Genomic DNA, 14,633 nt, shown 5'->3' with positions numbered 1-14,633 from the left:
TGACGGCGTAAATGACCACTGTCAGTGGACCGGGGCTTCAGCGGCCGACGTAGACGGGCTTCTGCTTCGCGACGAACGCGGCGGTGGCCGCCGCGTGATCCTCGGTGCGCCCCATCGCGGCCTGCAACTCCGCCTCGACGCCGAGCGACGCCTCGAGGTCCGACGACGCCGCGAACGCCAGCGACTGCTTGATCGCCGCATACGCCGTCGTCGGACCGGCCGCGAGTCTCGTCGCCAGCTCCTGCGCGGCCGGCAACACCCGGTCGGGCTCGACCACCGCGTTCACCAGGCCCATCTCCAGCGCGGCGTCGGCTGTGATCGGCTCCGCGAGCAGGCTCAGCGCCGTCGCCCGGGCCCCGCCGACCAACCTCGGCAGCGTCCACGAGACCCCGCTGTCCAGCGTCAGGCCCACATTCGCGAAAGCGATCAGGAAGCCTGCCGACTTCGCCGCGATCCGGAAGTCGCAGGCGAAGCTGAGCCCGGCGCCCGCGCCGGCGGCCATGCCGTTGACGGCGGCGATCACCGGCTTCGGCATGTGCGCGAGCTTCAGGACGAGCGGGTTGAGGTGCTCGGTCACCGTCGACAGCGGCGTCGGATCGCTCCCCTCGAGCGTCGCCAGGTGCTCGCGCAGGTCCTGCCCGACGCAGAAGCCGCGGCCGGTGCCGGCGAGCACCACCGCGCGCACGGCCGGGTCCGCGGATACGTCGTGCACCGCCGCCAGCAAGGCCTCTTTGAGCGCGACGGACAGCGAGTTCATCGACGCGGGCCGGTTCATGACCAGCGTCGCGACGCCGTCTGCCCGCTCGACCAGCAACTCGTCCGTCATGCCCGCGCCTTCCGCCGAACGTCTGCGACCGTCGTCGCCGAACGCTACCGGCAGGGCGCGCGTCGGGCCCTGACTTGGGGTATGCGCCCGGCATGCGGGAGAATGACCTTGCCCGGTGTCGGCGATCACGCTCGCACCGGGCTGGCTTGTCGTACAGCGTTTGTCAACACGTGAGCGGCGCTCACCTAGGAGGTAAGCATGGCGGCCATGAAGCCGCGGACGGGCGACGGCCCGCTCGAGGTCACGAAGGAGGGCCGCGGCATCGTGATGCGCGTGCCCCTCGAGGGCGGCGGCCGGCTCGTCGTCGAGCTGAACGCAGACGAGGCAAACGCTCTCGGCGACGCGTTGAAGTCCGTCGTCGCCTAGGACCTCTCTCGGCCCCGGACACCGATCACCGTCGGGTCCGGGGCCGAGTGCTGTCCGCACCCCGGCCCGGAACGACGAAGGAGGCGGTGAGGCGTGGTTGACGTCCGGCTGGCCGGACCAGCAAAGAGAACCCCGACCGGCGAGCGCCCGGACGAGTCGGATCTCCCGCACGATCTGACTCAACTCCGACGGCGAGCCGGCACGCTGGCCCGCGGACTGCCGGCCGGGCGCGCCGAGGTCGACGGGGACGGCCTGGCGGCCGAACGCCTCGCCGCCTTCGCCGAAGGGCTCGTCCTCGGCTGTTATCGCTTCGACCGCGCCAGCCGCCCGCGCGGCGGCGCCGACGAGATCGACGTCACCGGGCCGCCCGACGATTCGGCCAACCGGCGCGCCGTCGCAGCCGGTGTCGCGGCCGCCCAGGCGACCGTCTGGGCGCGCGAACTCGCCAACGTCCGATCAGGGGAGAAGAACCCCGCCTGGTTGGCCGCCGAGGCCCAACGAACGCTCACGCCGCTCGGCGTCGACGTGCAGACGCGCGACGTCGACTGGTTGCGCGCGCACGGCTTCGGCGGCGTGCTTGCGGTCGGCGGCGGCTCAGCCTCGCCGCCGCGGCTGATCGAGGCGAGCTGGCGGCCGCGGCGCGCGCAACGCGGCGTGCACGTCGTGCTCGTCGGCAAGGGCATCACGTTCGACACCGGCGGCCTGAACCGCAAGACCGGCACCGGCATGAACACGATGCACACCGACATGGCCGGCGGCGCCGCGGTGCTCGGCGCGCTGCGGCTCGTCGCCGAGCACCGGCTGCCCGTGCGGGTGACGGCACTGGTGCCGGCGGCCGAGAACGCGCTGTCCGGCTCCTCCTACCGGCCCGGCGACGTCGTCCGGCACGTCGGCGGCCGCACCAGCGAGATCGCGAACACCGACGCAGAGGGTCGGATCGTGCTCGCCGACGCGCTCGCCTATGCGGCAGCCCGGTTGCGGCCCACGCACCTGATCGACATCGCGACGCTGACCGGCGCCATGAAGACCGCGCTCGGCCTGCGGATCGCCGGGCTCTTCGCGACCTCGGACGAGCTGGCCCGCGCGCTGCTCGCCGCGGCCGAGGAGGCCGACGAGCCGCTGTGGCGGATGCCGATGCCGGCGGAGTACGCGGGCCTGCTCGACTCATCGGTCGCGGACGCCAACAACGCGCCGGGCAGTCCCGGCGCGATCACCGCGGCGCTGTTCCTGCGGCCGTTCGCCGGCGACGTCGCGTGGGCGCATCTCGACATTGCCGGGCCGGCCCGGGCGGCCAAGGACGACGGCGCCGTCTCGCGCGGCGCCACCGGATTCGGCGTCCGCCTGCTGCACCGGTTCGTTCAGTCGCTGGGATGAAGACGGTGCGGACGGTGCCGTGAGCGAGCTCGTCCTGCCGTTCGTCGTGCGCATCGAGCGCGCCGCCCCGCCGGCACGCACCGACGCGCTCGAGGCGGCCGCGCGGGCCGTGCTGCTGCTGCTGTCCGCGGACCGGCCGGATTGGGCGCCGGCGACTCGCGAATGGGACGGCCAGCGCATCCGCAAGGTGGTGCGTCGGGCCCGTGGCGCCGACTGGCGACGGGCACTGTCCGTCGACGGCCTCGATGTCGCGCACGGCGACGCGCGACTGCGGGTCTACCCGCCGGTGCCGATCGACGCCTGGCCGCCTGAACTCGCCCGGCTGCAGGTCGGCGGCACCAACCTCGTCGACCCGGCGCCGCCACCGGCCGTCGCGCCCGGCGTGCCGCTGGTGCTGCTCTCGCCGCATGTGCAGATGACGGCCGGCAAGGCGATGGCGCAGGCCGCGCATGCAGCGCAACTTGGCTGGCGGTCGTTGCCGAGCGCGGCGCGCGAGCGCTGGCAGGCGGCCGCCTTCGGCTTGGCGGTGCGCGACGCGTCCGCCGACCAGTGGGCGGCCGCGGTCCGCGCCGGCGCGCCGGTGGTCGAGGACGGCGGCTTCACCGAGGTCGCGCCCGGCACCGCCACCGCTCTCTTCGTGCGGCCCTGAACCGGACGTGCCTATGAGACGGCGCGCGACACGCCCGGGATGCGGTTCAGCTGGGCGCGATGTCGGGCGTGTCAGCTTCCCGCCGCCACCCAATGACGGCCGCGGCCAACTAATTGTTGATGGCCGCGGCCGTGGCGGCGAAGGTGGTGGCCACTATTGCAGCGGTCTGGCCGGCCTGCACCGCGCGCCGCACCGACGCCGCGGCCCAGTTGCCCTCGCTGATCTTCGTCGCGATGGCTTTGGCCTGCTTCTTGTCGTGCACCGGGATGATCTTCGGGAGCTGGCCGGACGCGTGCAGGAGGGCGATCAGGGGTCCGGTCTTCTCCTCCGGACCGGCCTGTCCCTCGAGCACCGCGGCGAGCCGGGCTCGTAGGTCGTCCTCGTAGGTCGTGGACACCGCCGGGTGCCGGGTCGAACGGAACAGGCCGAGCGTCTTGTGTTCCTGCTCCGCAAGGATGCCTGCCTCGACCAGGTCGGCCGTGACCCGCTCGCGCAAGCCCTTCCCCAGCGAACGCAGCGCGCGATCGGGCTTCTTACCGACGTACTCGCCGACAATGCGGGCCGCCTCTTCGAGCAGACCGGCCAGGACGGGAACGCCAGGACGCAGCACCAGTCGGCCCTCCTTGATATCGCCCGGCTCGCTCTTCGCGGCGACGCCGACGACTCCCGCGGCGGCGAGCTCGACGAGCAGCGCGCCACCGAGCAGTTCGGTGAGCGCGGCAACCGGCCGCTGGCGGCCGGACTCATCGTCGAGCAGGAGCAGCATCAGATCGTGAACGAGCAGCATCGTCACGGTGTACCCGGCGAGTGGGCAGAATCCCGGCCCATGGACTCGTGGAGTCAGCCGCCTCTGCGCGACTTGTCCTCGCTTCGTCGGCGCAGGGGCCGCCCAAGCGAGGACAACTTGACTTGCGCCGCGGCGCGGCGGGTCACGGATCAGCGCAGCAAGGATTCGTAGAGCTCGACGGTGCGGTGCGCGATCGCGTCCCAGCCGAACTCGTGCGTGGCGCGCTCGCGGCCGGCGCGGCCCATCGTCGCCGCGCGCGCCGGGTCGGCGCACAGCTCGTTGACCGCGGTCGCGAGTCCGGCTTCGTACTCCTCGGCAGATACCGCGTAGTACGGCACGAGCAGGCCGGTGAGCCCGTCGGCGACGACCTCGGGGATGCCCCCGACGGCGCTGGCGACCACCGCCGTCTCGCAGGCCATCGCCTCGAGGTTGACGATGCCGAGCGGCTCGTACACCGAGGGGCACACGAACACGGTGGCGTGGGTGAGCAGCTGCGCGAGGTCCTCGCGGGGCAGCATGTCGCGCAGCCAGACCACGCCTGAGCGCAGCCCGGACAGCCGCTCCACCGCCGCCTGGGTCTGCGCCGCGATCTCCGCGGTGTCCGGCGCGCCCGCGCACAGCACGAGCTGCACGTCGGGGTCGAACAGCTCCGCGGCGCGCAGCAAGTGGGCGAGCCCCTTCTGCCGGGTGATCCGGCCGACGAAGACCGCCGACGGCCGGTCCGGGTCGACGCCGTGCCGGGCCAGCGCGTCGCCGTCGCGCGCGGGCGCGTACAGCGTGGTGTCGATGCCGTTGTGAATCACGTGCACCCGCGCCGGGTCGACGAAGGGATACGCGCCCAGCACGTCGGCCCGCATGCCGTAGGACACCGCCACGATCGCGTCGGCGGTCTCGTAGGCCTGCCGCTCCGCCCACGACGACACCTGGTACCCGCCGCCGAGCTGCTCGGCCTTCCACGGCCGCTGCGGCTCCAGGGAATGGGCCGTCAACACGTGCTTCGACCCGTGCAGCTGGCTGCCGAGCACGCCGGCCAGGTTGGCGTACCAGGTGTGCGAGTGCAGCACGTCCGCCCCGGCGAGCGCCGCGGCGATCTCGAGATCCACCCCCAGGGTGCGCAGCGCCGCGTTCGCCTCGGCGAGCCTCGCCGGCACGCTGTAGGCGTGCACGCCGGCCTCCGCCCGGGCCGCGCCGAAGCAGTGCACCTCGACGTCGATCAGCTTGCGCAGCTCGCGGACCAGAAATTCGACGTGCACGCCGGCGCCGCCGTACACCTCGGGTGGGTACTCCCTGGTCAGGACTGCGACCCGCATGCGTCGAACGTAGTGCGTGTCGCGGTCGTCACATCCACGATCTAGGGTGGGAAGCATGGCCAGGGAGCCGCGCGTGCTCGCAATGGTCCTCGCCGGCGGCGAGGGAAAGCGGCTGTGGCCGCTGACGGCCGACCGGGCCAAGCCCGCGGTGCCCTTCGGCGGCGCCTACCGGCTGATTGACTTCGTGCTGTCGAACCTGGTCAACGCCGGCTACCTGCGCATCTGCGTCCTGACGCAGTACAAGTCGCACTCGCTCGACCGGCACATCACCCAGACCTGGCGGTTGTCCTCGATGTTGGGCAACTTCGTCACGCCGGTGCCCGCGCAGCAGCGGCTCGGCCCGCGCTGGTACACCGGCAGCGCCGACGCGATCCTGCAGTCGGCCAACCTGATCTACGACGACAAGCCCGAGTACATCATCGTTTTCGGCGCCGATCACGTGTACCGGATGGACCCCCGGCAGATGGTCACCCAACACATCGAGTCGGGCGCCGGCGCGACCGTCGCGGGCATCCGGGTGCCGCGCGCCGAAGCGTCGGCATTCGGCGTCATCGACGCAGATCCAGATCACCGGATCATCGACTTCCTGGAGAAGCCGGCCGAGCCGCCCGGACTGCCGGACAGCCCGGACGAGAGCTACGCGTCAATGGGCAATTACGTGTTCACCACCGAGGCGCTGCTCGAGGCGTTGAAAGAGGACGCCGACGACGAGCAGTCCGTGCACGACATGGGCACCAACATCATGCCGATGATGGTGAAGCGCGGCTCGGCCTACGTGTACGACTTCGCCGACAACGACGTGCCCGGCGCCGAGGACCGCGACCGCGGCTACTGGCGAGACGTCGGGACGCTCGACGCCTACTACGACGCGCACATGGATCTCGTCGCCGTGCACCCGATCTTCAACCTCTACAACCAGCAGTGGCCGATCTACACCGCTCACCCGCAGCTGCCGCCGGCGAAGTTCGTCGAGGGCGGCCTCGCACAGGAGTCGATGGTCGGGGCGGGCACCATCGTCGCCGGCGCGACGGTGCGGCACAGCGTGCTCGCCCCCGACGTGCGGCTTGGCGCCGGCGCATACGTCGAGGGCTCGGTGTTGATGCCGGGCGTCCGGGTCGGCCGCGGGGCGGTGGTGCGCCGGGCGATCCTCGACAAGGACGTGGTGGTGCCCGAGGGCGCGCACATCGGCCTTGACGCCGACCTGGACCGGCAGCGCTACCACGTGTCTGACGGCGGGGTCGTCGTGCTCGGCAAGAGCCAGGTCGCGCTGCCGTAGCCGTGTCGGTGGGATAGGACGTGTCGGTCGGCTGGGACGACGACGAGGTGGTCGCCGGCTGGCCCGGGTTGCCGCCGCTGTCCGGCGACGTCGTCGCGGACGCCTGCGTGGTCGGGTTGGGCGCCTCGGGCCTGGCGGCGGTCGAGGCGCTCGCCGACCGGGGGGTCGCGGTGGTCGGCGTCGACGCCGGACGGGTCGCCGCCGGCGCCGCCGGGCGCAACGGCGGTTTTCTGATCGCCGGCCCGGCGCTGTTCCTGCACGACGCGATCGCCGCTTGGGGCGCCGAGCCGGCGTTGCAGCTGTACCGGGCGACGCTCGCGGAGCTGCGCGGGCTGGCCGACGTGCTCGGCCCAGCAGTGATGCGCCAGGTCGGTTCCATCCGGCTGGCCGGGCTGCCGGGCGCGCCGACCTCGGACGCCGAGGCCGCGCAGCGCGTCGCCGAGCTGGCGGACTGCGCCGCGCTGGCTGACGCGTTGCGCGAGCACGACATCGCCGTCGAGTCCTACGCCGGACCGCTGGGCGAAGGTCTGTTCCTGCCCGACGACGCGGCGGTCAATCCCGCGGTGCGGGCCGTCGAGCTGGCGCGGCGGCTGGCCGGGCGCGCGCGGCTGCACGAGCAGACCCGCGTCCTCGACGTGCGCGCCGGGCTGGTGCGCACCGACCGCGGGGTGCTGCGGGCGAATGCCGTGATCGTCGCCGTGGACGGCCGGCTCGACGTGCTGCTGCCGCAACTGCGCGGACGGGTTCGCACGGCGCGGTTGCAGATGCTGTCGACCGCTCCCCTCGCCGAAGCGCGGTTGCCCTGCCCGGTCTACAGCCGCCACGGCTACGACTACGCGCAGCAGCGGCCGGACGGCCGGCTGTTCGTCGGCGGCGGCCGCGATCTGTTCGCGGCGGACGAGTGGAGCGCGGACGCCGAGCCGACCGGCCAGGTGCAGCGCTGGATCGAGGCGGTCGCCGCGCGAATGGCGGGAGAGGCAACCGGCGCGCTGCCGGCCGTCGAGCATCGTTGGGCCGCGTCGGTCGGGTTCACGCTGGATGCCCGCCCGCTGTGCACGATGGTCGACGACGGCGTCGTGGCGGTCGGCGGCTACAACGGCACCGGCAATCTCGTCGGGCCGGTCGCCGCGCGCGCCGCCGTGGCCTTGGCCCTGGACGGCGCCGCGCCGCCGGCCTGGGCCACGTCCTGACAATCCAACGCACGTTGTCCTCGCCCGCTCGGCCTCGGGCACGACGAAGCGGGGACAAGTTGTCGAGAGCGGGTGGCGCGAGGGCAACACTGGCTCGCCGATAGGATTACTAGTCTTGTCGACCACCATCCGCGCGTCGTTCGAAAGTGAGCCTGCCATGCCTCGTCGTCCTCAGGTGGTGTTCGCCGCCGCCCTGCTCGCCGGCGTGGCCACGCTCGGTCTCGCCGCGTGCGCGTCCTCGAGCGACGGCGGCTCGCCCGGCTCGTCGACCTCGTCGACCTCGTCCAGCCCGTCGGCCCCGGCCGGCGCCGGTTCGTCTCCCGCCGTGTCGACGACGAGCACGGCCGCCGCCGCGTGCACGCCCGCCACCTTGAAGACGCACACGTCCGGGGTGCTCACCGTCGCCACCGACTCGCCGGCCTACGAGCCGTGGTTCGTCAACGACAAGCCGAGCAACGGAAAGGGCTACGAGTCCGCGGTCGCGTTCGCGGTCGCCAAGCAGCTCGGCTACCCGGCCGACAAGGTGAAGTGGGTCGTGGCGGCCTTCAACAGCGTCATCGCGCCAACCCCGAAGAACTTCGACTTCGACATCAACGAGGTGTCGATCACCCCGCAGCGGGCGAAGGCCGTCGACTTCTCCGCCGGCTACTACGACGTCGCGCAGTCCGTCGTCACCCTCAAGTCGAACAAGTACGCGAAGGCCACGACCATCGCCCAGCTCAAGGGCGCCCGGCTCGGCGCCCAGAAGGGCACGACGAGCCTGGACGCCATCACCGGCGAGATCAAGCCCGGCACCTCGCCGCGCGAGTACCCGACCAACGACCTCGCCGTGCAGGCGCTGAAGAACGGCTCGATCGACGGTCTCGTCGTCGACCTGCCTACCGGCCTCTATGTGACGGCGGCGCAGGTGGAGAAGTCGACGATCGTCGGGCAGCTGCCGAGCACCGGCACGCCGGAGCAGTTCGGCCTGGTGCTCGACCACGGCAGCTCGCTGACCTCGTGCGTCAGCAAGGCCGTCGACGCGCTGCGCGCCGACGGCACGCTGGAGCAGCTGCGCACGAAGTGGCTGACGAACACCGCCGGCGCCCCTGAGCTGAAGTAGCCGGTGCCGGACTGGCAGCCGTCGAAGCTGCAACAGCAGCGCGACGCCTACCGGCGCCCGCACCCGCCGGTCCTGGCTGATCGCCCTGGTCGCGTCGGCGGTGGTGATCGCGGCGGTGGTGGTCGTCGTCGGCCGCAGCTCGGGCTGGACGCGCACGCAGCAGTCGTTCTTCGCGCTGTCCCAAGGCTGGCGCGACCTGCCGGCGTTGCTGCGCGGCCTGTGGGTGAACGTGCAGATCATGCTGATCAGCGAGGTCTTCGTGCTCGTCCTGGCGGCATTCATCGCGATCTTGCGCACGCTGCCCGGCCCTGCGTTCTTCCCGCTGCGCTTCCTCTCGGCGTTCTACGTCGACCTGTTCCGCGGGCTGCCGCTGCTGCTCGTGCTGCTGCTCGTCGGCTTCGGCATCCCGTCGCTACGCCTCAGCGGCGCGCCGAGCAGCCCCTTCGTGCTCTGCATCATCGCCCTGGTGCTCACCTACACCGCCTATGTCGCCGAGGTGTTCCGCGCCGGCATTGAGTCGGTTCATCCGAGTCAGCGGGCCAGCGCCCGGGCGCTGGGCCTCAGCTACGCCCAGACCATGCGGCATGTTGTGTTCCCGCAGGCGGTGCGGCGGGTGCTGCCGCCGTTGTTGAACGACTTCGTCAGCCTGCAAAAGGACACCGCGCTGGTGTCGACCCTCGGGGTGATCGAGGTCGTGTTGACCGCCGAGAACCAGCAGTCGCAGGACTTCAAATTCGTGCACCTAGTGTTCGCCGGGTTGATCTTCCTTGCGCTGACCGTGCCCCTGACCCGCTTCACCGACTGGATTGCCCGCCGGCATGGCTGGATCAACGCGGGCGTGATCCTGTGACGGACGTGCTCCGGTGACCGACGTGCTCGCCGTGCGCGGGCTGCGCAAGGCGTTCGGCCCGGCCGTCGTCCTCGACGACCTGAACCTGACCGCGCAGGAGCACACCTGCACCGCGCTGATCGGCGCGTCGGGCTCCGGCAAGTCCACGCTGCTGCGCTGCATCGATCTGCTCGAAGTCGTCGACGACGGCGTGATCGAGCTCGACGGCGAGGACATCGCCGACCCGCGGGTGGACGCCGACCGGGTGCGCACCCGCATCGGCATCGTCTTCCAGGCCTACAACCTGTTCCCCCATCTGCGGGTGCTCGACAACATCACCCTCGCGCCACGACGGGTGCACAAGATCGGCCGCGAGCAGGCCGAGGCCGAGGCGCTCGAGCTGCTCGACCGCGTCGGCCTTCGGAACCGCGCGTCCGCCCGTCCGGACGAGCTGTCCGGCGGTCAGCAGCAGCGGGTCGCGATCGCCCGGGCGCTGGCGAACAAGCCGCGGCTGATGCTGTTCGACGAGGTGACCAGCGCGCTGGACCCCGAGCTGGTCGGCGAGGTGCTCGCCCTGATCCGCGACCTGCGCGCAGACGGCATGACGATGCTGCTGGCCACGCACGAGATGGGCTTCGCGCGCGACGTCGCCGATCGCGTCTGCTTCCTCGACAGCGGCCGGGTGCTGGAGGAAGGCCCGCCGGAGCAAGTGCTGCGCGATCCGGTCGAGCCGCGAACCAGGCAGTTCCTGCGTCGGATCATCGACGCCGGCCGCCTCTGACCCAACCGAGCCGCGCCGCCTCGTCCAGCCGAGTTGTCCTCGCCAAGTCGGCGCCGAGCCCGACGACGCGCGGACAACTCGTCGGCAGCGCGGAGCGGTGCGGAACAATGACGGCGTGACCACCGTCGAGCCGCGTGAGCTGGCCGCGGCGCTCGGCTCGGCCGGCGTCGAGGCCGACGCCGGCACCCGGCGCCGCGCGGAGTACTCGTCCGACGCGTCCAACTACCGCCTCGTCCCGACTGCCGTCGCGTTCCCCCGGCACGTCGAGGAGGTCGAGGCCGCGCTCGCGATCGCGCGCCGCTTCGAGGTCCCGCTGACCGCGCGGGGGGCGGGCACCTCGATCGCCGGCAACGCCGTCGGTTCCGGGCTGGTGCTCGACTTCTCGCGGCACCTGAACCGGGTGCTCGAGATCGACGTGCCGTCGCGCACCGCCGTCGCCGAGCCGGGCGCGATCCTCGATTCGATCACGCTGGCGGCGGCGCCGCACGGGCTGCGCTACGGGCCCGACCCGTCCACCCACGCGCGCGCCACCATCGGCGGCTCGCTCGGCAACAACGCGTGTGGCGCCCGCGCGCTGAAGTACGGGCGGACCGCCGACAACGTCGTCTCCCTCGACGTGCTCACCGCGGACGGCACGCGGCTCACCGCCGGCCCGCGCGACCGGTCCGCGGCGCTGGCGTCCGCGGCGCTGGCGTCCGCGGGCTCGGAATCGCAGCTGCTGCGCGACCTCGACGCGCTGGTGCAGCGGCGGCTCGCCACGATCCGAACCGAGTTCGGCCGCTTCCGCCGGCAGGTGTCCGGCTACAGCCTCGAGCACCTGCTGCCGGAGAACGGCGCCGACCTCGCGAAGTTCCTCGTCGGCAGCGAGGGCACGCTCGCCGTTCTGCTCCGCGCGCGGGTGCGGCTCGTCGAGTCGCCGCCGGCCGTCGCGCTCGCCGTGCTCGGCTACCCGGACATGCCCAGCGCGGCCGACGCCGTCCCCGCGCTGCTGCAGCACGATCTCGTCGCGCTCGAGGGCATGGACGCCCGGCTCGTCGACGTCGTGCGCAGCCGGCGCGGGCCGGCCGCCGTGCCGCCGCTGCCCCGCGGCGGCGGCTGGTTGTTCGTCGAGATCGCCGGCGGCACCGAGGCCGAAGCGGTCTCCGCGGCGGAGAAGCTCGTCGCCGACGCGAGCTGCCTCGACTCGACCGTCGTCGTCGGCCCGGTCGCCCGCGCGTTGTGGCGCATCCGCGAGGACGGGGCGGGGCTCGGCGGCCGCACACCCGGCGGCGACCCGGCCTGGCCCGGCTGGGAGGACGCCGCCGTCCCGCCCGCGCAGCTCGGCGGCTACCTGCGCGAGTTCGAGGCGCTGCTGCGCGAGCACCGCGTCGACGGCCTGTCCTACGGCCACTTCGGCGACGGGTGCGTGCACGCGCGGATCGACTTCCCGCTGACCGACGCCCCGGCCCGCTTCCGGAGGTTCCTGCTGGACGCCGCCGCCCTGGCCGGCCGGCACGGCGGCTCGATGTCCGGCGAGCACGGCGACGGCCGCGCGCGCGGCGAGCTGTTGCGGTTCATGTATTCCGCCGCCGCGCTCGACACATTCGTCGAGATCAAGCGCGTGTTCGACCCGGGAAACCTGCTGAACCCAGGCGTGATCGCCGAACCCGCGTCGCTCGACGCCGACCTGCGGGTGCCGTTCGCCAAGCCGCTGCGCAAGCATCTGGGCTTCGCGTATCCGCTCGACGGCGGCGACCTCTCCACCGCGGTGCACCGCTGCGTCGGCATCGGCAAATGCCGCGCGGACACCACCGTCGGCGGCGGCGTGATGTGCCCGTCCTACCTCGCGACGCGGGATGAGAAGGACTCCACCCGCGGCCGGGCGCGGGTGCTGCAGGAGCTCGCGAACGGCTCGCTGGTGAAGGGCTACCGCGCGCCGGAGCTTGCCGAGGCGCTCGACTTGTGCCTGTCCTGCAAGGGCTGCTCGTCGGACTGCCCCGCCGGTGTCGACATGGCCACCTACAAGGCCGAGGTGCTGCACCAGCGCTACCGCCGACGGCTCCGGCCGCCGGCCCACTACTCCCTCGGCTGGCTGCCGCGCTGGTCGAAACTCGCCGCCCGCGCGCCGCGTCTGGTCAACCTCGCGTTGCGCAGCCGCGCGCTGGCGCCGCTGATCAAGAGCGCCGGCGGCATCGACGCCCGCCGGCCGCTGCCCCAGTACGCGCCGCAGACGTTCCGTCGCTGGTTCGCCGAGCGGTCGGCGCCGGCCGCCGGCGACCCGGTGGTGCTGTTCGTGGACACGTTCACCGACCACTTCACCCCGGAGGTGGGCAGGGCGGCGGTGACGGTGCTCGAAGCCGCGGGCTACGCGGTGCGGATCACCGACGAGCCGGTCTGCTGCGGGCTGACCTGGATCTCCACCGGCCAGCTCGACGGCGCCCGCAAGCAACTGCGCCACACCCTCGGCGAATTGACGGCCGCGACGACCGCTGCCGCGACCGCCGCGGGGGACTCGGCGAGGGACGCGCCGATCGTCGGCCTCGAGCCGTCGTGCACCGCGGTGCTGCGCCAGGACGCGCTCGAGCTGCTGCCCGACGACCCGCGCGCCCACGCCGTCGCCCGCTCGACCCGCACGCTCGCCGAGCTGCTCACCGGCCGCGCGGGCTGGACGCCGCCACGTCTGGACGACGTCCGGGCCGTCGCGCAGCCGCACTGCCACCACCACTCGGTGCTCGGCTGGGAGACCGACGCGGCGTTGCTCGCCGACGCCGGCGCGCACGTGACGGCGGTCGGCGGCTGCTGCGGGCTGGCCGGCAACTTCGGCGTCGAGAAGGGCCACTTCGAGGTGTCGCAGGCGGTCGCCGAGACCGCGCTGCTGCCCGCCTTGCGCGCCGCGCCGCCGGACGCCGTCGTGCTCGCCGACGGCTTCTCCTGCCGCACCCAGATCGAGCAGTTAGGTCAGGCGCACAGCGTCCATCTGGCCCAACTGCTCGCCGACCACTTGGCCCCGCTGCGGCCCGACACGCCGGCAGCGGAGCCGCCGGGGAGCCAAGGATGAGCGCGGGGTTTGTGCCGCCGCCGTACCCGTACGAGCGGCTCGAGGAGATAATCGCGATCGCGAACCGGCACGAGGGCGGCGCCGTCGACCTGTCCATCGGCACGCCGTGCGACCCGACGCCCCCCGCGGTCCGGGCCGCGTTGTGCGCCGACGAGTCGAGTCGCGGGTACCCGCCCTCGATCGGCACGACGGCCTTCCGCGCGGCCGCCGCCGGGTGGCTCGCCCGCCGGCTCGGCGCGAGCGTCGATCCAGGTCGCGAGATCGCCGCATGCGTGGGCACCAAGGAGTTCGTCGCGTCGCTGCCGCAGTACCTGCGGCTGCGCGACCCGTCGCGCGACACCGTGCTCTACCCGGCGATCAGCTACCCGACCTACGCGATGGGCGCGACGCTCGCCGCCAGCCGCGCGGTGCCCTATTTCAGCGTCGCCGACATCAGCGCGGACGACGCGCGCCGCGCGCTCTGCCTGTGGGTGAACTCGCCGGCCAACCCGACCGGCCGGATCGAGGACCTCGAGCACGCCGCTGACTGGGGACGCGAGCGCGGCGTGCCGGTCATCTCCGACGAGTGCTACGCCGAGTTCACCTGGAGCGGCGCGCCGGACACCATCCTGCGCACTGGCACGCACGGAGTGCTGGCGCTGCACTCGCTGTCCAAGCGGGACAACTTCGCCGGCGCGCGGATCGGCTTCTACGCCGGCGACGCCGAACTCGTCCACTACCTGCGCGAGGTGCGAAAACACGCGGGGCTGATGGCGGCGGGGCCGGTGCAGGCCGCCGCGATCGTCGCGCTCGGCGACGACGCGCACGTCGACGAGCAGCGCTCGCGCTACCTGCTGCGGGTGCAGCGGCTCAGCCGGCTGCTCGGCGAGCTGGGCTACCTCGCGCCCATGCCGGACGGCGCGTTCTACCTGTGGGTCGAGGCGCCCGGCGGCGACGCGTGGCAGGCGGCGCGCCGGCTCGCCGAGCAGATCGGGATCGTGGTGTCCCCGGGCGAGTTCTACGGCGCGCACAGCGCAGGATACTTTCGAGTCGCGGCCGTCCAACCCGACGACCGGATCGCGCTCGCGGAGGCTCGCGCCGGCGCGTAATGCGGCAGACACAGGAGC

14 protein-coding genes are annotated in these 14,633 nt (G+C 72.8%); 10 read left to right on the top strand and 4 right to left on the bottom strand.

The genetic code is table 11. The features are described from left to right. Positions 1-37 precede the first annotated feature (37 nt). Entirely contained in the window at positions 38-826 is a 789-nt protein-coding gene (locus ACFFBG_RS06735) for an enoyl-CoA hydratase-related protein (protein WP_375476929.1), read from the bottom strand. Positions 827-1,024: 198 nt separating this feature from the next. Here ACFFBG_RS06735 and ACFFBG_RS06730 point away from each other — a divergent pair, with 198 nt between their 5' ends. The 3 genes from ACFFBG_RS06730 (at position 1,025) to ACFFBG_RS06720 (ending at position 3,215) form a co-directional block, all read left to right on the top strand. Then, complete coding sequence (locus ACFFBG_RS06730; RefSeq protein WP_375476927.1) at positions 1,025-1,192, top strand: DUF3117 domain-containing protein; 168 nt, start codon at positions 1,025-1,027, stop codon at positions 1,190-1,192. 93 nt (positions 1,193-1,285) lie between these two features. Next, positions 1,286-2,566, top strand: a complete 1,281-nt coding sequence (locus ACFFBG_RS06725; RefSeq protein ID WP_375476925.1) for a M17 family metallopeptidase — start codon at positions 1,286-1,288, stop codon at positions 2,564-2,566. Positions 2,567-2,585: 19 nt separating this feature from the next. Beyond that, a complete protein-coding gene (locus ACFFBG_RS06720) occupies positions 2,586-3,215 on the top strand; it encodes a peptidyl-tRNA hydrolase (RefSeq protein ID WP_375476923.1) in 630 nt (209 codons plus the stop codon). Between the two features lie 109 nt (positions 3,216-3,324). Here the strand turns inward: ACFFBG_RS06720 and ACFFBG_RS06715 are convergent, their stop codons facing one another. Continuing rightward, positions 3,325-4,002, bottom strand: a complete 678-nt coding sequence (locus tag ACFFBG_RS06715; protein ID WP_375476921.1) for a GPP34 family phosphoprotein — start codon at positions 4,000-4,002, stop codon at positions 3,325-3,327. Positions 4,003-4,151: 149 nt separating this feature from the next. Next, complete coding sequence (gene glgA / locus ACFFBG_RS06710) at positions 4,152-5,312, bottom strand: glycogen synthase (protein ID WP_375476919.1); 1,161 nt, start codon at positions 5,310-5,312, stop codon at positions 4,152-4,154. A 55-nt stretch (positions 5,313-5,367) separates the two neighbouring features. Between glgA and glgC the strand changes: the two genes are divergently transcribed. Continuing rightward, positions 5,368-6,588: a glucose-1-phosphate adenylyltransferase gene (glgC, locus tag ACFFBG_RS06705; protein WP_375476917.1), complete on the top strand. Its 1,221-nt coding sequence runs from the start codon at positions 5,368-5,370 to the stop codon at positions 6,586-6,588. Positions 6,589-6,608: 20 nt separating this feature from the next. Beyond that, on the top strand, positions 6,609-7,778 hold the full coding sequence (locus ACFFBG_RS06700) for an NAD(P)/FAD-dependent oxidoreductase (protein ID WP_375476915.1): 1,170 nt from the start codon (positions 6,609-6,611) through the stop codon (positions 7,776-7,778). A 171-nt stretch (positions 7,779-7,949) separates the two neighbouring features. Here the strand turns inward: ACFFBG_RS06700 and ACFFBG_RS06695 are convergent, their stop codons facing one another. Beyond that, positions 7,950-8,177: a hypothetical protein gene (locus ACFFBG_RS06695; protein ID WP_375477250.1), complete on the bottom strand. Its 228-nt coding sequence runs from the start codon at positions 8,175-8,177 to the stop codon at positions 7,950-7,952. Between ACFFBG_RS06695 and ACFFBG_RS06690 the strand changes: the two genes are divergently transcribed. The 5 genes from ACFFBG_RS06690 to ACFFBG_RS06670 all read left to right on the top strand — a co-directional run bounded on the left by ACFFBG_RS06690 (position 8,104) and on the right by ACFFBG_RS06670 (position 14,615). Beyond that, positions 8,104-8,880, top strand: coding sequence for an ABC transporter substrate-binding protein (locus ACFFBG_RS06690; protein ID WP_375477228.1), 777 nt, complete (start codon positions 8,104-8,106; stop codon positions 8,878-8,880). The two genes, ACFFBG_RS06695 and ACFFBG_RS06690, sit on opposite strands and share 74 nt — an antisense overlap. A 103-nt stretch (positions 8,881-8,983) precedes the next feature. Further along, complete coding sequence (locus ACFFBG_RS06685; RefSeq protein ID WP_375476913.1) at positions 8,984-9,730, top strand: amino acid ABC transporter permease; 747 nt, start codon at positions 8,984-8,986, stop codon at positions 9,728-9,730. Positions 9,731-9,743: 13 nt separating this feature from the next. After that, complete coding sequence (locus ACFFBG_RS06680; protein WP_375476910.1) at positions 9,744-10,490, top strand: amino acid ABC transporter ATP-binding protein; 747 nt, start codon at positions 9,744-9,746, stop codon at positions 10,488-10,490. A 115-nt stretch (positions 10,491-10,605) separates the two neighbouring features. Further along, on the top strand, positions 10,606-13,527 hold the full coding sequence (locus tag ACFFBG_RS06675) for an FAD-binding and (Fe-S)-binding domain-containing protein (protein WP_375476908.1): 2,922 nt from the start codon (positions 10,606-10,608) through the stop codon (positions 13,525-13,527). Beyond that, a complete protein-coding gene (locus ACFFBG_RS06670) occupies positions 13,524-14,615 on the top strand; it encodes an aminotransferase class I/II-fold pyridoxal phosphate-dependent enzyme (RefSeq protein ID WP_375476906.1) in 1,092 nt (363 codons plus the stop codon). Before ACFFBG_RS06675 ends, ACFFBG_RS06670 begins: the two co-directional genes overlap by 4 nt. Positions 14,616-14,633: the final 18 nt, after the last annotated feature.

Origin of the sequence: uncultured Jatrophihabitans sp. (assembly GCF_964251945.1) — a bacterium.
GTDB lineage: Bacteria > Actinomycetota > Actinomycetes > Mycobacteriales > Jatrophihabitantaceae > Jatrophihabitans.
This window is presented reverse-complemented; position numbering and strand designations above follow the sequence as displayed.